This window comes from Pseudomonas sp. GV071, from assembly GCF_003050835.1.
GTDB lineage: Bacteria > Pseudomonadota > Gammaproteobacteria > Pseudomonadales > Pseudomonadaceae > Aquipseudomonas.
Window position 1 is genome coordinate 301528 of sequence record NZ_QAOJ01000006.1, and the last position, 17273, is coordinate 318800.

Annotated in this window: 14 protein-coding genes; 11 read left to right on the plus strand and 3 right to left on the minus strand. The window is 61.5% G+C overall.

Annotation, left to right across the window (positions count from 1 at the left end; genetic code table 11):
• Positions 1-41 precede the first annotated feature (41 nt).
• Genes C8K61_RS13990 through C8K61_RS14000 form a run of 3 tightly spaced genes read left to right on the plus strand, consistent with a single transcriptional unit; the run spans position 42 to position 2793 of the window.
• On the plus strand, positions 42-2096 hold the full coding sequence (locus C8K61_RS13990; RefSeq protein WP_108096863.1) for a pyridoxamine 5'-phosphate oxidase family protein: 2055 nt from the start codon (positions 42-44) through the stop codon (positions 2094-2096).
• A 15-nt stretch (positions 2097-2111) separates the two neighbouring features.
• Positions 2112-2330, plus strand: coding sequence for a hypothetical protein (locus C8K61_RS13995; RefSeq protein ID WP_108096864.1), 219 nt, complete (start codon positions 2112-2114; stop codon positions 2328-2330).
• Positions 2317-2793, plus strand: coding sequence for a nuclear transport factor 2 family protein (locus tag C8K61_RS14000; protein ID WP_108096865.1), 477 nt, complete (start codon positions 2317-2319; stop codon positions 2791-2793). The genes C8K61_RS13995 and C8K61_RS14000 overlap by 14 nt, the downstream gene beginning before the upstream one ends.
• Positions 2794-2800: 7 nt before the next feature.
• On the opposite strand, the gene C8K61_RS14005 is transcribed toward C8K61_RS14000, so the two are convergent.
• Entirely contained in the window at positions 2801-3727 is a 927-nt protein-coding gene (locus tag C8K61_RS14005; protein ID WP_108096866.1) for a hypothetical protein, read from the minus strand.
• Between the two features lie 139 nt (positions 3728-3866).
• On the opposite strand from C8K61_RS14005, the gene C8K61_RS14010 reads away from it, so the two are divergent.
• Both C8K61_RS14010 and C8K61_RS14015 read left to right on the plus strand, forming a co-directional pair.
• Complete coding sequence (locus tag C8K61_RS14010; protein ID WP_108096867.1) at positions 3867-4784, plus strand: GNAT family N-acetyltransferase; 918 nt, start codon at positions 3867-3869, stop codon at positions 4782-4784.
• Between the two features lie 98 nt (positions 4785-4882).
• Positions 4883-5572, plus strand: coding sequence for a GNAT family N-acetyltransferase (locus tag C8K61_RS14015; RefSeq protein WP_108096868.1), 690 nt, complete (start codon positions 4883-4885; stop codon positions 5570-5572).
• A 75-nt stretch (positions 5573-5647) separates the two neighbouring features.
• Here the strand turns inward: C8K61_RS14015 and C8K61_RS14020 are convergent, their stop codons facing one another.
• Together C8K61_RS14020 and C8K61_RS14025 are read right to left on the minus strand one after the other, a co-directional pair.
• Positions 5648-6718: a sigma-54-dependent Fis family transcriptional regulator gene (locus C8K61_RS14020; RefSeq protein WP_108096869.1), complete on the minus strand. Its 1071-nt coding sequence runs from the start codon at positions 6716-6718 to the stop codon at positions 5648-5650.
• A gap of 246 nt (positions 6719-6964) precedes the next feature.
• Positions 6965-9310 carry a TonB-dependent receptor gene (locus C8K61_RS14025; RefSeq protein WP_158272507.1) on the minus strand — a complete coding sequence of 782 codons (2346 nt, stop codon included), beginning with the start codon at positions 9308-9310 and terminating at the stop codon, positions 6965-6967.
• Between the two features lie 802 nt (positions 9311-10112).
• Between C8K61_RS14025 and C8K61_RS14030 the strand changes: the two genes are divergently transcribed.
• From C8K61_RS14030 to C8K61_RS14055, 6 genes are all read left to right on the plus strand, one after another.
• The gene (locus C8K61_RS14030) at positions 10113-11171 is read left to right on the plus strand and encodes an ABC transporter substrate-binding protein (RefSeq protein ID WP_218277815.1); all 1059 of its coding nucleotides are present in this window, start codon (positions 10113-10115) and stop codon (positions 11169-11171) included.
• Between the two features lie 51 nt (positions 11172-11222).
• Positions 11223-11894 carry a class II aldolase/adducin family protein gene (locus tag C8K61_RS14035; protein ID WP_108096871.1) on the plus strand — a complete coding sequence of 224 codons (672 nt, stop codon included), beginning with the start codon at positions 11223-11225 and terminating at the stop codon, positions 11892-11894.
• Positions 11895-11968: 74 nt separating this feature from the next.
• Positions 11969-13303 carry an LLM class flavin-dependent oxidoreductase gene (locus tag C8K61_RS14040; RefSeq protein ID WP_108096872.1) on the plus strand — a complete coding sequence of 445 codons (1335 nt, stop codon included), beginning with the start codon at positions 11969-11971 and terminating at the stop codon, positions 13301-13303.
• 136 nt (positions 13304-13439) lie between these two features.
• Positions 13440-14501: a microcin C ABC transporter permease YejB gene (locus tag C8K61_RS14045; protein ID WP_108096873.1), complete on the plus strand. Its 1062-nt coding sequence runs from the start codon at positions 13440-13442 to the stop codon at positions 14499-14501.
• Complete coding sequence (locus tag C8K61_RS14050) at positions 14501-15652, plus strand: ABC transporter permease (protein WP_108096874.1); 1152 nt, start codon at positions 14501-14503, stop codon at positions 15650-15652. The genes C8K61_RS14045 and C8K61_RS14050 overlap by 1 nt, the downstream gene beginning before the upstream one ends.
• Positions 15652-17262 (plus strand): ABC transporter ATP-binding protein, encoded by a 1611-nt coding sequence (locus C8K61_RS14055; protein WP_108096875.1) that lies wholly within the window; start codon positions 15652-15654, stop codon positions 17260-17262. Before C8K61_RS14050 ends, C8K61_RS14055 begins: the two co-directional genes overlap by 1 nt.
• Positions 17263-17273 lie beyond the last annotated feature (11 nt).

The following is a 17273-nucleotide window of genomic DNA, read 5'->3' on the forward strand; positions in this document are numbered from 1 at the left end:
CCTGCCGGCTCGCCCGGCAGCGCATTCAAGGAGCGTCGACCATGGACCATCTGCCGCAATCGCCGAAATCGCCCTGGCACGCCGGTGAGAAGAAGCTTCAGGCTCACTTTCATGCGGCTGAGCGTATGGAAGAACTCGGCCAGCGCGTGATCCGCGACTACATGCCCGACCAGCATCGCGAGTTCTATCACCAGTTGCCTTTTATGGTGGTGGGCGCGGTGGATGCCGACAATCGCCCGTGGGCCACCCTGCTCGAAGGGCCGGAAGGTTTTGTCAGCTCGCCCGACCCGCTGCATCTGCAGATTAGCGCCCAGCCGGATGCGCAAGACCCGGCCGCTGCCGGGCTGCAAGCTGGCAAGGCCATCGGCATGCTGGGGATCGAGCTGCACACACGGCGGCGTAATCGTATCAACGGCGTGATCCAGAGCGCAGCGGCAGGTAGCCTGGAAGTGGCGGTCGAACAGTCCTATGGCAACTGCCCGAAATACATTCAGGAGCGCACCTACACTCGCGTGCCACAACCGGCCAACGGCGCGACGGCGCGGGAAGACTTTGCCGGCCTGGACGACTTCAGCCGCGCGTGGATTGCTGGTGCCGACACCTTTTTTATCGCCAGCTTTGTCGACCACGACGCCCACACCCGTTCCGTGGATGTGTCCCATCGCGGCGGCCGCGCCGGTTTTATCAAGGTCGAAGGCAACCGCCTGACCATTCCCGACTACGCCGGCAATCTGTTCTTCAACACACTGGGCAATCTGCAAAGCAACCCAGTGGCTGGCCTGCTGTTTGTCGACTTCAGCACGGGTGACGTGCTGCAACTCAGCGGGCGTACCGAACTGCTGCTGGACAGCCCCTTGATCAAAGCCTTTGAGGGGGCCGAGCGGTTGTGGGCGGTGGAGGTCGAGCACGTGGTGGTGCGCAAGGCCGCGCTGGCGATCCGCTGGCAGTTCCAGGACTACGCGCCGACCAGCCTGGCCACCGGCACCTGGGCGGAAACCGACGAGCGCCTGCGCCAGAACGAGCAGCGCCGGACCTGGCAGCAATGGCGGGTGACGCGGGTCGAGCAGGAAAGCAGCGACATCCGCTCGCTATTCCTCGAGCCGCCGGATAACGCCGTGGTGCCCTTCGCCCCAGGCCAGCATCTGCCGATGCGCATCGGCGCAGGGCCGGATGCATTGGTAAGGACCTATAGCGTATCCAGTGCGCCGTCGGACGGGCACATCCGCATCAGCGTCAAACGCCAAGGCAAGGCTTCCGAGCACTTGCACCAGCAGGTGCAGGTCGGCGATCTGTTGGAAGTCCGCCCGCCGTTGGGCAGCTTCACCCTCACCGAGGAAACCGAGCGGCCGGTGGTGTTGCTGGGCGCCGGTGTGGGCATTACGCCGATGATTTCCATGGCCAGAGAACTGGTCGCGCAAAACCAGCAGCACCCGCGCACGCGCGCTATTCATCTGTTCCAGAGCGCAAGAAGCCTGGCGGAATTGCCGTTCCAGGCCGAACTGAGCGAACTGCTGCAGCGCGCCAACGGCCAGCTGCATATCCATCGCGCGCTGAGCAACCCCGAGACCGACGCCCTGCTCGAGCAGGATTACCAAGTGGCCGGGCGCCTGGATTTTGCCCAGGTCAAAGCGCGCTTGCCGTTGGATGACTACGACTTTTACCTGTGCGGTCCGGGCGGTTTTCTCCAGGCCATGTACGACGGCCTGCGCAGCCTGAATATTGCCGACCAGCGCATCCATGCAGAGGCATTCGGGCCCTCGGCCCTGCGCCGTTCGGAAAGCGCGCAGCCGCCGACACTGGAGCAACCGCCGGCGGCCAGCGTGCCAGTGCCGGTGTATTTCTCCGCTTCGAACACCGAGGCGCGCTGGAAACCGGATGGCGGCAGCTTGCTGGAACTGGCCGAAAGCCGCGGCCTCAACCCCGAATTCAGCTGTCGCGGCGGCTCGTGCGGCACCTGCAGCACCCGGCTGATCAGCGGCGCCGTGCACTACCCGAGCCCGCCGGCGCAGATGCCCGACAGCGACAAGGTGCTGATCTGCTGCGCTGTCCCGGCGCAAACCGACGGCACCGCGCAACCCTTGGTCCTTGATCTCTAACCTGGAGGCGGCGACATGAACAGAAGCGACATCAATGCCTGGCAGACCCGGCCGATCCCACGCTGGCAGGAGCCTGCCACGAGCGACGTATCCAACGCGTTTGGGCACGACGCCAGCGCGATGGAATGGGAAGCCAATTATTTGCTGCCACAGGTGGTGGTAGCAGCCGAGCACGTCATCAAACGCCTCACCCTCAACTTCGCCAACAGGAGCGACCGCCATGACCACCGCTGAAACCCGTCCACCGCTACCGCCCTTCACCCGTGAGACCGCCACCTTGAAAGTGCGCCTGGCCGAAGACGGCTGGAACAGCCGCGACGCCGCCAAGGTTGCGCTGGCGTATACCGAAGATACCCAGTGGCGCAACCGCGCGGAATTCGCCCACAGCCGTGCCGAGGCCGAAGCCTTTTTGCGGCGCAAATGGAACAAGGAGCTGGAGTACCGGCTGATCAAAGAGCTCTGGGCCTTCACCGAAAACCGCATTGCCGTGCGCTACGCCTACGAATGGCGCGACGACTCCGGCAACTGGTTCCGCTCCTACGGCAACGAGAACTGGGAGTTCGCCGCCAATGGCCTGATGGCGCATCGGTTTGCCTGCATCAACGATAGGCCGATCAGCGAAGCCGAACGCAAATTCCGCTGGCCGCTGGGGCGTCGCCCGGATGAGCATCCGGGGCTGTCTGAACTGGGTTTGTAGCGCCGGCTCAGAAGCGCTCTATCTCCGCGTAAATCTGCAGCCACTCGCCTTTCGGGGCTTTGCCTGCAGCCGCGTCATCGCTGGTTGCCGCCGGATCTGCCAGCGCGTTGAGCAGCGACAGCTTGGTGGTGTGCGCCTGCAGCACACTCAGGGAAAACTGCTTCCACACCGCCTTGCCATTCTGCTCAGTGGTGGCCGCCAACACCCTCGCTTCGGGCTCCAGCAGGTCGGGGTAGTCGACAGCCTCCGGCACGTCGAAGCCTGCGTTTTCCCAATCGATGAGCTCGATCGACAGCGACTCGGTGGTGTAGTCGACCGTGTTTCTTTCGGTCTCGCCCATGCTGCTGAGTATCTTCAGCTGCGCCTTGATCAGCATCGGCCGGGTATCGTCCTGGTTGCCGTTCTTGATCTCGGCGTCGCTGATGCGCTTATAGGTTTCGTCCCAGAAATACTGGTCGTGGTCCTTCATTTCCTGCATGGCGGCGGCGATTTCGGTGCTGGTGTAGGTGCCGCTGTCGTCGTAGCTGATGCTCGACAGGGTTTGCCGGCTGAGCCCGGCAAACGGGTTATCGCCCTTGCCCAGGGCGAACTGATTGGCCTGTTCGGTGAGGGCCAGGCGAGTCGGGTCTTCGCTGTTGGGCCGCTCGTTGAGCACCTCGGCGTCTTCGCCGAATTCAATGATCTGTTTGCGGGTGGTGGCCAACGCATCTGCCGGCATCGGCTTGGTGCGCCAGCCCTCGACCTGCTTGGATTGATCAGGCTCAGTGCTTTTCGGCGTGGCGCCGATGGACAGGGTGATGCCTACCACCGGCTTCGGCGCCGCGGGCACTGTGGCAACTTTTTTGACCTGCGGGTCCGCGGCGCGACTGAGCAAGCGGTTGAAGTGCCGGTTGGTTAAGCGTTGAAACGTAGCGCCACGAATTCCCTGATCCATCGCCTTGAGCCTCCTGCTGATACGCGAGTCTTTACACCGTATCGGCAAAGGGCGAGGACGCTTGAACGGCGCAGACGAATTGACATGCTTGCCCAAGGCAACTATATAGTTGCCAAAAGCAAACATATGAGCACCTGCCATGGCCACCACCCTGCTTGCACGCGCCGAGAGCATTCGCCGTTTCAACCGCTTCTACACCCAACAAATCGGTGTGCTGCAAGAGCACCTGTTGCAGGCGGACTTCTCCCTGACCGAATGCCGGGTGCTGTTTGAGCTGGGTGCGCGGCCGCAGATGACCAGCGCCGAGCTCTGCCAGTTGCTGGGCCTGAACGCCGGTTACCTGAGCCGGGTAATCGCCGGCTTCGAGAACAAAGGCCTGCTGGAAAAGACCCGCAGCACAACCGACGCCCGTGCCTCGCAGATCCAGCTCACCGACCTCGGCCGCGACGTGCTGAGTTCATTGGAGCAGGCCTCTCGCGGCGAAGTGATGGACATGCTGCAGCGCCTGCCAGAGGCGCAGCAGGAGCAGTTGATTCAAGCGATGAAGCGCGTGCAAGTGCTGCTCGGCGCCAGCGACACCTCGTACCTGCTGCGCGACCCGCAGCCTGGTGACATGGGCATCGTGGTGCAACAGCAAGCGCAACTTTATACCCGCGAATACGGCTGGAATTCTGAGTTCGAAGCCATGGTGGCCGAGATCGTCGCGCACTACTTGCGCCACTTCGACCCCACCTGCGAGCGCTGCTGGATCGCGGAAAAAGACGGCCAGGTGATCGGCTCGATCTTCCTCGTCCGCCATGACGCGACTACCGCCAAACTGCGCATGCTGTATGTCGACGCCAGCGCCAGGGGCCTGGGCATTGGCAAACGGCTGATCGACGAATGCCTGCGGGCTGCACAGCAAGCGGGCTACGAAAAAATCATGCTGTGGACCACCAGCGTGCTGACCGAAGCGCGCAAGCTGTACCAGAAAGCCGGATTCGAACTAGTGGAAGCAGCGCCGATGCACAGCTTCGGCAAAGACCTGGTCAGCCAGACCTGGGCACGGGCGCTGTAAACTCGCCAGCGGCCAGTGGCCGCAGCGCTGCTTGCCAGCGTTACAATGGCGCCCGCGCCGACTCCCCCAGAGCGGCCCTGCCCGGAGCCTGCTTGCCGATGTTCACCCTCGTACACCTGGACACCCCGCCACCCGAGTCCCTGAAAAGCCAGGTGCTGCAAATGGTGGTGGACTACTTCAGCGACATCAGCCCGGTGCCACTGACGCCCGCCAACCCGCTCTACCAGCTGTACCAATACGTGATTGGCTACGAAGTGCACCTGTACCTGCAAGCCATGGACAGCGCCGTGGACAGCAGCGCCCGGTTGATCCTGGCGCTCGACGATGAAGACCCGTCCCAGGTGCTGGGTTTTGCCCTGTACCTGCCCAGCCAGGACGACGCCGAGGCCTGCACCCTCGCCTACCTCGCCGTGCACACCCGCCACCGCCGCCACGGCATCGCCCGCGCCCTGCTGCAACACATGCTCGGCCGCCGCCCCCACGCCGAACTGGCCTGCGCCACCAGCAAGGTGCCGACCTTCGAGGCTCTGGGTTTCCAACTCCTGGCTGCCCGCGGGCCGCATGTACTGCTGAGCAATCGCGACTACCGCTCCAGCGGCATGGTCGCGGTGCAGGACCTCAATCCGATCTACCAATCAAAAGAAGTCCGGCAGATCCACGCCTACCTGCTCAAGCAACATGGCGAAGACGCCATGGGCGATGCCGAACGCCAACGCGACCACTTGCTCGACGAGATGACGTTTGAGGCTCAGGCGCTGCTCAAAGAGCGGTTTCCGACCATTCATTGAGTGCCGGTGGCCAACACTAATTTGACGCATAGCGCGACGTGGCCCAGTTCCCGGTGAAGTAGGCGCACTCGTCGCTTAACGACTGGCCTCCAGCTCGCCAATTTTCTCCAGGCGAGCCCGCACCACATTGCGGCTGATGCCCAGCAACCGGCCGGTGCGCAGCTGATTGCCGCGGCAGAACGTGTAGGCACTGCGAAACACCGTTTCCTCGATATGGTCGTACAGGTCGCGCTGATTGCGTTCGAACAAGGCCATCAAGGCGCCTTCCAACTGGCTACCAGCGGCCGCCACGGATGCGCTCCTTTCCAGGTGTTGCTGCTGGTCCAGCCGTACCCCGGCGCTGAGCATCTCCACCAGATGCAGGTCTGCCGGTTGCACCAACTGATTGCCACACACCAACAGCGCATGGTGAATGGCGTTTTCCAGTTCGCGGATATTGCCGGGCCAGTTGTGCCGCAACAGCTTTTGCTCCGCTTCGGCAGTCAACACCGCGCGCTCGTAGCCCAAACGCTGGCAATGTTCTTCCAGGAAAAACTCCGCCAGCGGCACGATATCGCCCGGCCGCTCGCGCAGCGGCGGCAAGCGGATAGCGGCCACGTGCAGACGGTAAAACAGGTCTTCGCGAAAGTGCCCGGCCACCACGGCATCGGCCAGATTGACGTTGGTCGCGGCCACCACCCGCACATCGAGGGGCACCGGTGTGCGCGAGCCCAGGCGCACCACTTCGCGCTCTTGCAGCACGCGCAGCAGTTTCACCTGCATGCTCAGCGGTAAATCACCAATTTCGTCGAGAAACAAGGTGCCGCCATTGGCCGCTTCAAACCAGCCAGCCTTGGCGGTACGGGCGCCGGTGAAGGCGCCTTTTTCATGGCCGAACAATTCGCTATCCACCAGGTTTTCCGCGAAGGCGCCGCAGTTGACTGCCACAAACGGCGCCAGGCCCCGCTTGCTCTTGTGGTGAATATGGCGAGCCACTATTTCCTTGCCGGTGCCGGTTTCGCCAATGATCAAGGCATTGGCGTCACTGGGCGCCAGGCGTTCGATGCGCGTGAGCAGTTCTTGCGAGCGCGGGTCTTTGAACACCAGCACACTGGCGCGCACCGACTTCGTCAACTCGCGGGCATGAGGGTGGGTAATTACAGTCATCAGCGGCACATCCATGCGGACAGCGATGGCCGCATATTGCAGTAAAATTTTAAGTTCAATTAATCATCAATGCTGATTTAGTTATTCTATTTTGAGCTATGGCGCGACTCCCCAAAAAAGCCGGGAAAACCGCGCCAGCACTGGGCTGCAGGCGCGCCACAAAACTGCTGCGTAAGCAGCAGCTCAGCCGCAATTCGCTGCGTGAGCAACAGTCAAAATAACGCTCCAGGCAGCCCCCCGCTCAGGTCAAAAGTTGAGGGTGGTCTGCACGCCAAAGGTGCGCGGCGCGATATAGCCGGTGGGGTAAACCCCGCGCGTGGTAACGATCTGCGACAGCACCTTCTCCGACTCATTGGTCCAGTTGTTCACAAAGGCGGCGACCTGCCAGCGCTTGTCATTGGGTTGGTAGCTGACCCGTGCGTTGCCCAGCCAGTAGCCCGGGGTTTCCTGCACCGGGTCGTTCTGCACCGTGGCGTTGTGGTAGATGTGGCTGCGGTAGGACCAGTCGGTACCGAGAATCACCGAGCCGCCCAATGCCGCCAGCGGAATGCGGTAATCGGTGTCTAGGCGGAACGAGGTTTCCGGGGTGCGGTAGAACTCGTTGCCGCTGGCATCCAGGTCCACGCCACCGATGTTGTATTTGAAGTTGGTGTATTCAGTGCGCAGCAGCCCCAGGCTGGAGGTCACTCGCCAGAACTCGGTGGGCAGTGCTTCCACCTCGAATTCTAGGCCCTTCACATTGCCATCCGAAGCGCCGGCGGTACTGGTGATGGTGGTGCCCGGCACCTGCTGCTGAATGTTCAGTTGCAGGTCTTTGATGTCGTAGTAGAAGGCGTTGACGTTGGCGTTCAAGCGGCCATCCAGCCAGCTGGATTTCAGCCCCACTTCGTAGTCGATCAGGGTTTCCGGTTCGGTCTGAATGATGTCGCCACGCACGATGGATTGGTTGAAACCACCGGAGCGGAAACCACTGGCGATCCGCCCGTACACCATCACATCCGGGGTAATGAAGTATTCGGGGGTGATGTCCCAGGTGGTCTTGTTCCAGTTGGCGTCTTTGCTCAACTGAGCAGGCGCCACCACGCCGCTGCCGCGCACCGAGTCCGGACTGCCCCCAGGCTGCACGATGACGATGTTCTGGTTACCCAGGGTGTCGGTCGCGGTCAGGGTGGTTTCGGTGATGTCCTTGGACTCCCACGTTTGCCGCAGGCCAAGGGTGAGCGCGGCACGTTCGGTAAAGCGGTACTTGGTGTTACCGAAGATGGCGAAGCTCTTGGCATCCTGATCCCACGAACTCTGCGTGTATTGCTCCTGGGTAGTACCGACCTTGTAGCGAATGGCCTTCGATTTGCTGTCGGCCTGCAGGTCGTAGTAGTAAGCACCGACCAGCCAGGTCAGGTCCTGATCCTGGGCAGAGCTCAGGCGCAGTTCCTGAGTGAACTGGTGTGATAAGGTGTCGCCCAGGGTGCTGTTCTGATCCAGCGTGGTGCCCGCCGGGGTGCCGGCCTTGGCCTCGGTATCACCATCGCTGTAGTTCAGCGCGGTAATCGAGGTCACGGTGTTTTCGCCGACGTACCAGTTCAGCTTGAAGCTGCCGGCATACAGGGTGTTTTCCGCCGAGCTATCGCCGTTCCAGAAATCGCTGCGGTTATCCGGGTCGTCGCCGTAGGGCGGAATGTAGCTGCTGCCACCCTGGTTGATGGCACCACCGGGATTGGGCGTGGTCACGTTGTTGACGCTGGTGGCGCCGACCACGTAGCTGGGAATATTGCCGGTGCGGTATTTGCGCACGTTGAAGTTGAGCAAACCGTCGAGTTGGTCAGAGAAGTTGGCGAGCAACTGGAAGCGTCCGTTGAAGTCTTCCAGCTGAGGGCCGTCATCACCGGTGACGATGTTCTGCGCCCAACCATCGCCCTTCTCGTAATAGACCGCCGCGCGGCCGGCCAGCTTCTCGTCGACCAGGCCGCCACCACTGGCGGCTTCAAAGGTCTGCTTGCCGAAACTGCCAGCGCCCAGACGGGCATAACCGTTGTTGTCGAAGGTCGGCTTTTTCGAGATGAAGTGCAGCGCGCCACCGGTATTGTTCTTGCCCCATAACGTGCCTTGCGGTCCGCGCAGGACCTCTACGCGCTCCAGGTCGAACAGCGGGAAACTCTGATCGCCCTGCAGGCCGACCACCACCTCGTCGACATACACCGACAGCGGCCCTTCCTGGTTGGCGTTTGGATCATTGGTGCCGATGCCGCGCAAGAACCAACGCGGCTTGCCGGTACGGCCACCGGTGTTGCCACTGGATTGCCCGGAAAGGTTGGGCGCCAGGCGCTCCACATCGGACGAGGTGACGATGTTTTTATCGCGGATCGCCGTGCCGGAAATCGCCGTGATCGGGATGGGCACATCCTTGAGTTTTTCCTCACGCTTTTGCGCCGTCACCACCACGGTGTCCAACACCCCTTCGCGGCTCGGCTCTTCGCTGCTCTCGGCTTTCTCCGCCGCCAGCACTTTGCTTTGCGGCTCGGCGGCCTGAACCCCAGCGGCCAGCAGGCTTGCCGTCAGCCCGACAGCGCACGCATGAGAAACCGATTGAGCCAACACTTTCCTTAAATAATTCGCTGACTCTGGTACTACCAACGCGACTGTTGCAGTACTCCATTGTCTCTTTAAATGCGCCATCACTGATGTTCCTGCCAACTATGGATGCGGGGATGCAGTTATAAAAATCCAAGTTGAAATAGCAGAAACTGTGCCACGCCAGTCAATAGCCACTGCAAGCCGCATATACAGTGACATTCATTTAAATCAGCAAACTTTCACTATCACGCTTAAAACCACTCCGTGCTGCCACACGAACAAATAATTGCTGTTGAACTGCTGAATTCGCAGCAATTAGAAGACGCCACAGACTCGCTCTAGCAGCACCCAGATATAAACAGAAGCATGGCAAAAATAACGCTCGCCGCAGTCCAATAGTTCGCTACCAGCCGAGCCTATAAATCCAGACGAGCAAGACACTACGGGGGCTACAGACGTAACCAGCTGCCCCTGGAAACATCCCAACCCTTAGGCCTAATACCTTTTAGTTAGCTGTTTATGCGCTGCTGTTTACGCAACAACTTTAACCGCAACTGCTGTTTTTGCAGCATTAAAAAATACCCGCATCACTGGAACAAAACCGCCCAGGAAAAACAATCAGCCACGAATCACCCGCACTAAAAAACGCCCAGCAAAAACAACCAACCCCATATAAATCCGCTAGTTAGCCTTTCACCCAATGGCATTTAAAACCCTCACTCACGCCACTTCTCCGTTCTTTTAAACAGACTTGCAAACAACTGGCATGGAGCATGCTCTAGTGCTTGCTGTGAATAACCACACCGCTATTCAAGGAACGGACATGAGCACTTCCAAACCACCAGTCCAACTCTTCTACACCCGTTGCGGCGCAGCGACCGCCTCGGCCCTGGCGATTCGTAAAAACTGGCTGCAAGACGAATTCGCCGGTGCCGACACCGAGCTGCATTCGCTGCGCGATTCCGACAGCCTGGCCGTGCGCAACGCGCACTATCACCATCAGCAAACCGGCCTGTTTCGCGAAGGCGGCAACATCCCGCCGATCTGGGCCAAGGGCAGCGGCTCGGACACCGTGGTGGTCGGCATCACCTGGCTGGATGAATATCAAGGCATCCTCACCCGCGCTGACAGCGACATCCGCGATATCGCCGACCTCAAAGGCAAACGCCTGGGTGTGCCGCTGCACCAGAACGCCGTGATCGACTTTCAGCGCGGGGCGGCCCAGCACGGTTATGTCACCGCGCTGTCGCTGGCCGGACTGAGCACCGATGACGTCACCCTGGTTGACCTCCCGGCCCCCAGCTACGACACCGAAGACGGCCCGCGCAGCACCACCCGCGAACAGCGCGCCGACGTTGCCGTAACCGCGCTGGACGCCGGCACCGTGGACGCCATTTTCCTGCGCTTCACCCGTGGCTATCGCCTGTCGCAGGACGCGCGTTATCGCCAGCTGATCAATATCAACGAACTGTCCGACCCGCTGCTGCGCGTCAACAACGGCACCCCTCGGCCGATCACCGTTGACCGCCAATTCCTCGAACAGCACCCGGACGTGGTGGTGCGCTACCTCGCCGTGCTACTGCGCACTGCGGAATGGGCTGCCAGCCACCACGACGAAGTGGTGCAACTGCTGCAACCCGAAGACAGCAATGCCTCGGCCGCCGAAGTGGTCGGCTCCCATGGCGCCGATGTGCACCTGTCCTTCACCCCCAAGCTGAGCCCCGAGTACATCCAGGGCCTGACCACGCAAAAGAACTTCCTGCGCGACTGGGGCTACCTGAAAGCCGACTTCAACGTCAGCGACTGGATCGTCGCCGGCCCGCTGGAGCAGGCGCAAAAACTGGTCGCCGAGGAAAAGGCCAAGGCCTCCGCTGCCGCCTGATTCACCTATCCCGGCCCTGTGGCTTACCCGTGATTTTTTGGAGCAATACCCATGAGCGCTTTTGAAAAAACCGAAGTCGATCTGATCGCCTATATCGAACAAGCCAAATCGGACGCCGTGCACGTGTTCGAGTCGTTGCGCGCCAACGGCACCCTGTCAGCCAGCCTGACCTTCCATATCTCCCACCGCATTCCGGGCACCGACACTTTGCTCGGTATTCGTTTCCCGGGCGGTCTGGCACGCAGCCAAGCGCCGAAGATCAGTGTGTCGTCGTTTGCCGAGGCAACCGGTTCGCTGCTGAATGAGCCGCGCCTGGAAGCCGATACGGTGATTCACGTGCACACCGCCTGGCTGTCCGCCTGGTCGCTGGCGCACAAAGACTTCCCCATTCTCTACGTCGCCGCGGCCCGCCACTTGCTGGCGCGCAGCATTCCCAATCACCTTGAACGCACCCGCAGCGCCCTGGAAGTGATCAGCGAGCGCTTGGACAAACACCCTGAACTGGCACCACCACCGGCGTTGCTGGAGTCCAACGGCGGGGCCAACTTCTGGGGCCAGGGCATTATCAAAACGGCGGAAACCATCCTCTTTGTCGAAGAAGCCGCGCGCTTCCAGGCGATTGCCGAGCAGATCGGCGGCGCCCAGGTGTACACCCCGGGTGGCCTGGAACTGCAGTGGAAACGCACCGGCTTGCTGGAAAAATCCAAAGCGTTCAGCGGCTAAGTCCGAGCAGCCGGGGTGTGCCTGCACACCTCGGCCTTGCTTAAGAATCTGGTCTGCCCAAAGAGAAGAGCACCGTGAGCAGCAAAAAACGCCAACTGGCCCTGAACGTATTTCTCCACCGCTTTGGTCACCACCCTGAAGCGTGGCGCCACCCCAGCTCCACCGACAACGGCCGGCCCAACCTGGCCTGGTGGATAAAGGCCGCCAAGCTGGCCGAAGCGGCCAAATTCGACACCTTTTTTGTCGCCGACTTTATCGGCCGCTCGGGCGAGGTCACCCCACAAACCGGGCGCAGCCCGCAGAACTACCAGTTCGAACCCTTCACTCTGTTGTCGGCCATCGCGGCGGTGACCGAGCACATCGGCCTGGTGGCGACGGTCAACACCAACTACGACTCGCCCTATCACGTGGCGCGCAAATTCACCTCGCTCGACCACCTCAGTGGCGGGCGTGCCGGCTGGAACGTGGTGTCGTCGTTTGGCGACCACGCGGCAAAAAACTTCGGCATCAGCGAACCCCGTAGCCATGAGGAGCGCTATGAGCGTGCGGCGGAATTTATTGCCGTGACCAAGGCGCTGTGGGACAGCTGGGATGACGACGCTTTCGACCAACCGGACCGCCAAGCCGGGGCGTTCTACAAGCCCAGTTCCGGCCACCCGGTTAACCACCATGGCAAGTACTTCACCAGCGAAGGGCTGCTCGACTACCCGCGGCCGATCCAGGGCTACCCGGTGATTGTGCAGGCCGGCAACTCGGAAACCGGCCTGGAGTTTGCCGCCCGCGAAGCAGAGATGACCTACGCCTCGGCGCAGTCGCTGGAGGTCGCCAAGGCCTACTACGCCAACCTCAAAGGGCGCATGGCCAAGTACGGCCGCGATGAAGACCAGCTCAAGGTCACGCCGGGCCTGTCGGTGGTGGTGGCCGAATCCGATCAGGAAGCCCAGGACCGCTTCAACGAACTGCAGCAATTGGTCGATGTGAGCAACGTTTCCTTTGGCGGTTTCGACCTGTCGTCCTACGACGTCGATGGCCCCCTGCCGGACCTGCCCTACCAGGCCGACGCCAATGGCAAAGGCCGCTTCCAACAGCAACTGGACCTGGCCCGCCGCGAGAACCTGAGCATTCGCCAACTGGTACTGCGCTTTCGGGTTTCTCGCGGGCATTTGCAAGCCATTGGCTCGGTGAAAACCGTGGCAGACACCATTGAGCAATGGTTTGTCGAACGCGGCGCCGACGGCTTCAACGTGGTGCCGCCGTATCTGCCGCAAGGCTTCGAAGACTTCACTCGGCTGGTGGTGCCCGAACTGCAACGGCGCGGCATTTTCCGCACGGAATATGAAGGCAAAACCTTCCGCGAAAACCTCGGCCTGAACCGCCCGGCGAATCCGCGGGATACGCGCATCGCGTGACGGCAAACAGCATCGCGGCTGAAGCCCCTCCCACAAGGGAATGAGGTCTCCCATAGGCATGCATTCGCTGTGGGAGGGGCTTTAGCCGCGACTCCTGGAAACACCAACCCCACGACTGAAAACCCGGAAGCACACCATGCTGTACTACCTGATCACCCGCTTGCTGGCGATGATCCCCACCCTGTTGGGGGTCTTGACCCTGACCTTTCTGGTCACCCAATTTGTTCCGGGGGGCCCTGTCGACCACGTACTCAGCGACCTTGATAACCAAAGCGCGCGCTCTGGCGCCGAAGGCGCCACATCGGGCAGCGGCTGGACCTACAGCGGACGGCAGGGCATTGATGAACAGCAGATCGAGCACCTGACCCGCCAGTACGGTTTTGATCAACCGGTGCTGGAGCGTTATGTGGCGATGCTGAGTAACTTTCTGCGCTTCGATCTGGGCCAGAGTTACTTCCGTAACGAGAGCGTGTGGGAGCTGATCAAGTCCAAGCTGGGTGTCTCGGTGTCGCTGGGCATCTGGACCTTTTTGCTCACCTACCTGATCTCCGTTCCCCTGGGTGTGGCCAAGGCGGTGCGTGCTGGCAGCCGCTTCGACTTCATCACCAGCCTATTGATTCTGTGCGGCTATGCGGTGCCAGGGTTTGTGCTGGGCGTGTTGCTGATTGTGCTGTTCGGCGGCGGCTCCTTCTGGGACGTGTTCCCGCTGCGCGGCCTGACCTCGGATAACTGGAACGAGCTGAGCGGGTTGGGCAAGGTCACCGACTACCTGTGGCATATCACCCTGCCGGTGGCTGCATCAGTACTCAGCACTTTCGCGCTGAAAACCTTGCTGACGAAAAACACTTTTCTCGAAGAGATCAGCCGCCAATACGTACTCACCGCGCGGGCCAAAGGCTTGTCCGAGCGCCGGGTGCTGTGGAAACACGTGTTTCGTAATGCCTTGCTGCCCTTGGTCACCGGTTTTCCCGGTGCCTTTATCGCCGCGTTTTTTACCGGCAGCTTGCTGATTGAAACCCTGTTCTCCCTCGACGGCCTGGGCCTGCTGTCTTACGAGTCGATCAATAGCCGCGATTACCCCGTGGTGCTCGGCAGCCTGTACCTGCTGACCTTGATCGGCCTGCTGACCAAGCTGGTGGGCGACATCGCCTACGTGTTGGTCGACCCACGAATCAAATTCGACGCACAGGTGGCCTGATGACCGCTCAGACGATTTCGCCGCCCAGTTTCTGGCAGCGCCTTTCCCAACGCCTGGGGCGGCGCACGCCCCGCGTACAGGCTGAACCGCTGACGCAAACCGACGCGGCGCTAACCCCCGGCCGGCGCTTGTGGCTGCGCTTCAAGCAGAACCGCCTGGGCTACTGGAGCCTGATTCTGTTCACCTCGCTGTACCTGGTGAGCCTGGCCGGTGAGCTCATCAGCAATGACAAACCCTTGCTGGTGTACTTCCAGCACGAATGGTTTTTCCCCCTGCTGCATGACTACCCCGAGGCGGTATTTGGCGGCCAGTTGCCGATTTACGCGGACTACAACGACCCCTTTATTCGCGAGCAGCTGGCCAAGCCCGGCAACTTCGCCCTGTATGCGCCCAACCCGTATTACTACGACACGCTGAATTACTTCTCCAACGCCGTGCACTACCCAGGGCCGCCCACCCAGGAAAACCTGCTGGGCACCGATATTGCCGGTTACGACATCGTCGCCCGGCTGTTGTACGGCTTCCGGGTGTCGGTGACCTTCGGCCTGGCGTTGACGGTTATCGGCACCGTGCTGGGCGTACTGATCGGCGCGCTGCAGGGCTACTTTGCCGGCAAGATCGACCTGGTCGCGCAACGCTTGATCGAGGTGTGGGGCTCGCTGCCTGAGCTGTACCTGCTGATCATCTTTGCCTCGTTGTTCGAACCGAGCCTGATTCTGCTGGCGGTGTTGTTGTCGCTGTTCGGCTGGATCTACCTGTCGGATTACGTGCGCGCCGAGTTCCTGCGTAACCGCCAACTGGAATACGTCAAAGCCGCCCGCGCCATGGGCCTGTCCCACGGGCAAATCATCTGGCGGCACATCTTGCCCAACAGCCTGACGCCGGTGATCACCTTCCTGCCGTTTCGCATGAGTGCGGCAATCATGGCCTTGGCCAGCCTGGACTTTCTCGGCCTCGGCGTCCAAGCCCCCGCGCCCAGCCTTGGCCAGTTGCTGTTGCAAGGCAAAGAAAACCTGGATGCCTGGTGGATTGCCGTGTCGGGTTTTGGCGCGCTGATGCTGACCCTGCTGCTGCTGACGTTTATGGGCGAGGCACTGCGCAACGCCATGGACGCCCACATTGCCGACCGACTGCCGCCGGAGAATGTGTAATGACTGCACCATTGCCGCCCTTGTTAAGTCTCGAGAACCTCACCATCCGCCTGGGCAACCGCACAGTGGTGGACGACCTGACCCTGCAGATAAAGCCCGGCGAACGCCTGGCCCTGGTCGGCGAATCCGGCTCAGGCAAAACCATCACCGCGCTGTCGATATTGCGCCTGCTGCCCAACGCCAAGGTGCAAGGGAAAATCCTGCTGCAGGGTGACGACCTGCAGCAACAATCCATCGCCCAGATTCGCCAGGTTCGCGGCCGCGACGTGGCGATGATTTTCCAGGAACCGATGTCGGCGCTGAACCCGCTGTACAGCATCGGCGCGCAGATTATCGAAACCCTGCAGTTGCACGAGGGGCTGAGCCCGGGCGAGGCGCGGGAGAAAACCATCCGCCTGCTGGCGCGCACCGGAATCCGTGAGCCCGAGCGGCGCGTGGACAGCTTCCCGCACCAGTTGTCCGGTGGCCAGTTGCAGCGTGCAGTGATCGCCATGGCCCTGGCCTGCCGGCCCAAACTGCTGATTGCCGACGAGCCCACCACCGCCCTGGACATGACCGTGCGCGCGCGCATTGTGCAATTGCTGCTGGACCTGCAAGAGGAAGAGCTGGCCCGTGGCGATGGCCAGGGCATGGCCATTCTGCTGATCACCCATGACCTCAATCTGGTGCGCCGGTTTGCCCAGCGGGTGGCGGTGATGGAGCACGGCCAGCTGGTGGAGAGCAGCAGCACCGACGCCTTGTTCGAACAGCCGCAGCACCCCTACACCATCAAGCTGCTCAACAGCCGGCCCCAACGTGAGATCGCCGAGGTGCCGGCGTCGGCCGCTACCCTGCTGCACACCCAGGCCTTGCGGGTGGAATACGCGAAGAAAATTGCCGGCTGGCGTGGCTGGTTCCGCCACGACCGTTTTATTGCCCTGGAGGGCGCCAGCATTTCCCTGCGCGCCGGCGAAACCATCGGCGTGGTGGGCGAGTCGGGCTCCGGCAAGTCGACCCTGGCGCAAGCCATTCTGAACCTGATTCCGGTGCAGGGCGGCGCGTTGGAGTTCGACGGCATCGCCATGCAAAAACGCAGCAAGCAGCAACGCCGCGAATTGCGCGCCACGCTGCAAGTGGTGTTTCAAGACCCATTTGGCTCGCTGTCGCCGCGCCAAACGGTGCAGCAGATCATCGGCGAAGGCCTGGCTCTGCACTTCCCCGCCCTCAGCGCGACTCAGCGCCTGACGCAGATTGTCGAGGTGCTCGGCGAGGTCGGTTTACCCACCAGTGCACTGAGCCGTTACCCCCACGAATTCTCGGGCGGCCAACGGCAACGTATCGCCATCGCCCGCGCCCTGGTGTTGAAGCCGCGTGTGGTGGTGCTCGACGAACCGACCTCGGCGCTGGATGTATCGATTCAGAATCAGATCCTGCAACTGCTGGTCAGCCTGCAGAAAAAGCATGGCCTGAGCTACGTCCTGATCAGCCACGACCTGGCCGTGGTCAACGCCCTGGCGCACCGCCTGTATGTGCTTAAGGACGGGGTGATTGTCGAGTCTGGCGACACCGCCGAGCTGATCACCCGCCCCCAGCATCCCTATACCCAAAGCCTGGTTCAGGCCTCGTTGTAAGTCGGCCCGTG

What these genes read in the sequence shown, in the direction of transcription:
- C8K61_RS13990 (WP_108096863.1), top strand. Translation starts at nt 42, where the DNA reads ATGGACCATCTGCCGCAATCGCCGAAATCGCCCTGGCACGCCGGTGAG.
- C8K61_RS13995 (WP_108096864.1), top strand. Translation starts at nt 2,112, where the DNA reads ATGAACAGAAGCGACATCAATGCCTGGCAGACCCGGCCGATCCCACGC.
- C8K61_RS14000 (WP_108096865.1), top strand. Translation starts at nt 2,317, where the DNA reads ATGACCACCGCTGAAACCCGTCCACCGCTACCGCCCTTCACCCGTGAG.
- C8K61_RS14005 (WP_108096866.1), bottom strand. Translation starts at nt 3,727, where the DNA reads ATGGATCAGGGAATTCGTGGCGCTACGTTTCAACGCTTAACCAACCGG.
- C8K61_RS14010 (WP_108096867.1), top strand. Translation starts at nt 3,867, where the DNA reads ATGGCCACCACCCTGCTTGCACGCGCCGAGAGCATTCGCCGTTTCAAC.
- C8K61_RS14015 (WP_108096868.1), top strand. Translation starts at nt 4,883, where the DNA reads ATGTTCACCCTCGTACACCTGGACACCCCGCCACCCGAGTCCCTGAAA.
- C8K61_RS14020 (WP_108096869.1), bottom strand. Translation starts at nt 6,718, where the DNA reads ATGACTGTAATTACCCACCCTCATGCCCGCGAGTTGACGAAGTCGGTG.
- C8K61_RS14030 (WP_218277815.1), top strand. Translation starts at nt 10,113, where the DNA reads ATGAGCACTTCCAAACCACCAGTCCAACTCTTCTACACCCGTTGCGGC.
- C8K61_RS14035 (WP_108096871.1), top strand. Translation starts at nt 11,223, where the DNA reads ATGAGCGCTTTTGAAAAAACCGAAGTCGATCTGATCGCCTATATCGAA.
- C8K61_RS14045 (WP_108096873.1), top strand. Translation starts at nt 13,440, where the DNA reads ATGCTGTACTACCTGATCACCCGCTTGCTGGCGATGATCCCCACCCTG.
- C8K61_RS14050 (WP_108096874.1), top strand. Translation starts at nt 14,501, where the DNA reads ATGACCGCTCAGACGATTTCGCCGCCCAGTTTCTGGCAGCGCCTTTCC.
- C8K61_RS14055 (WP_108096875.1), top strand. Translation starts at nt 15,652, where the DNA reads ATGACTGCACCATTGCCGCCCTTGTTAAGTCTCGAGAACCTCACCATC.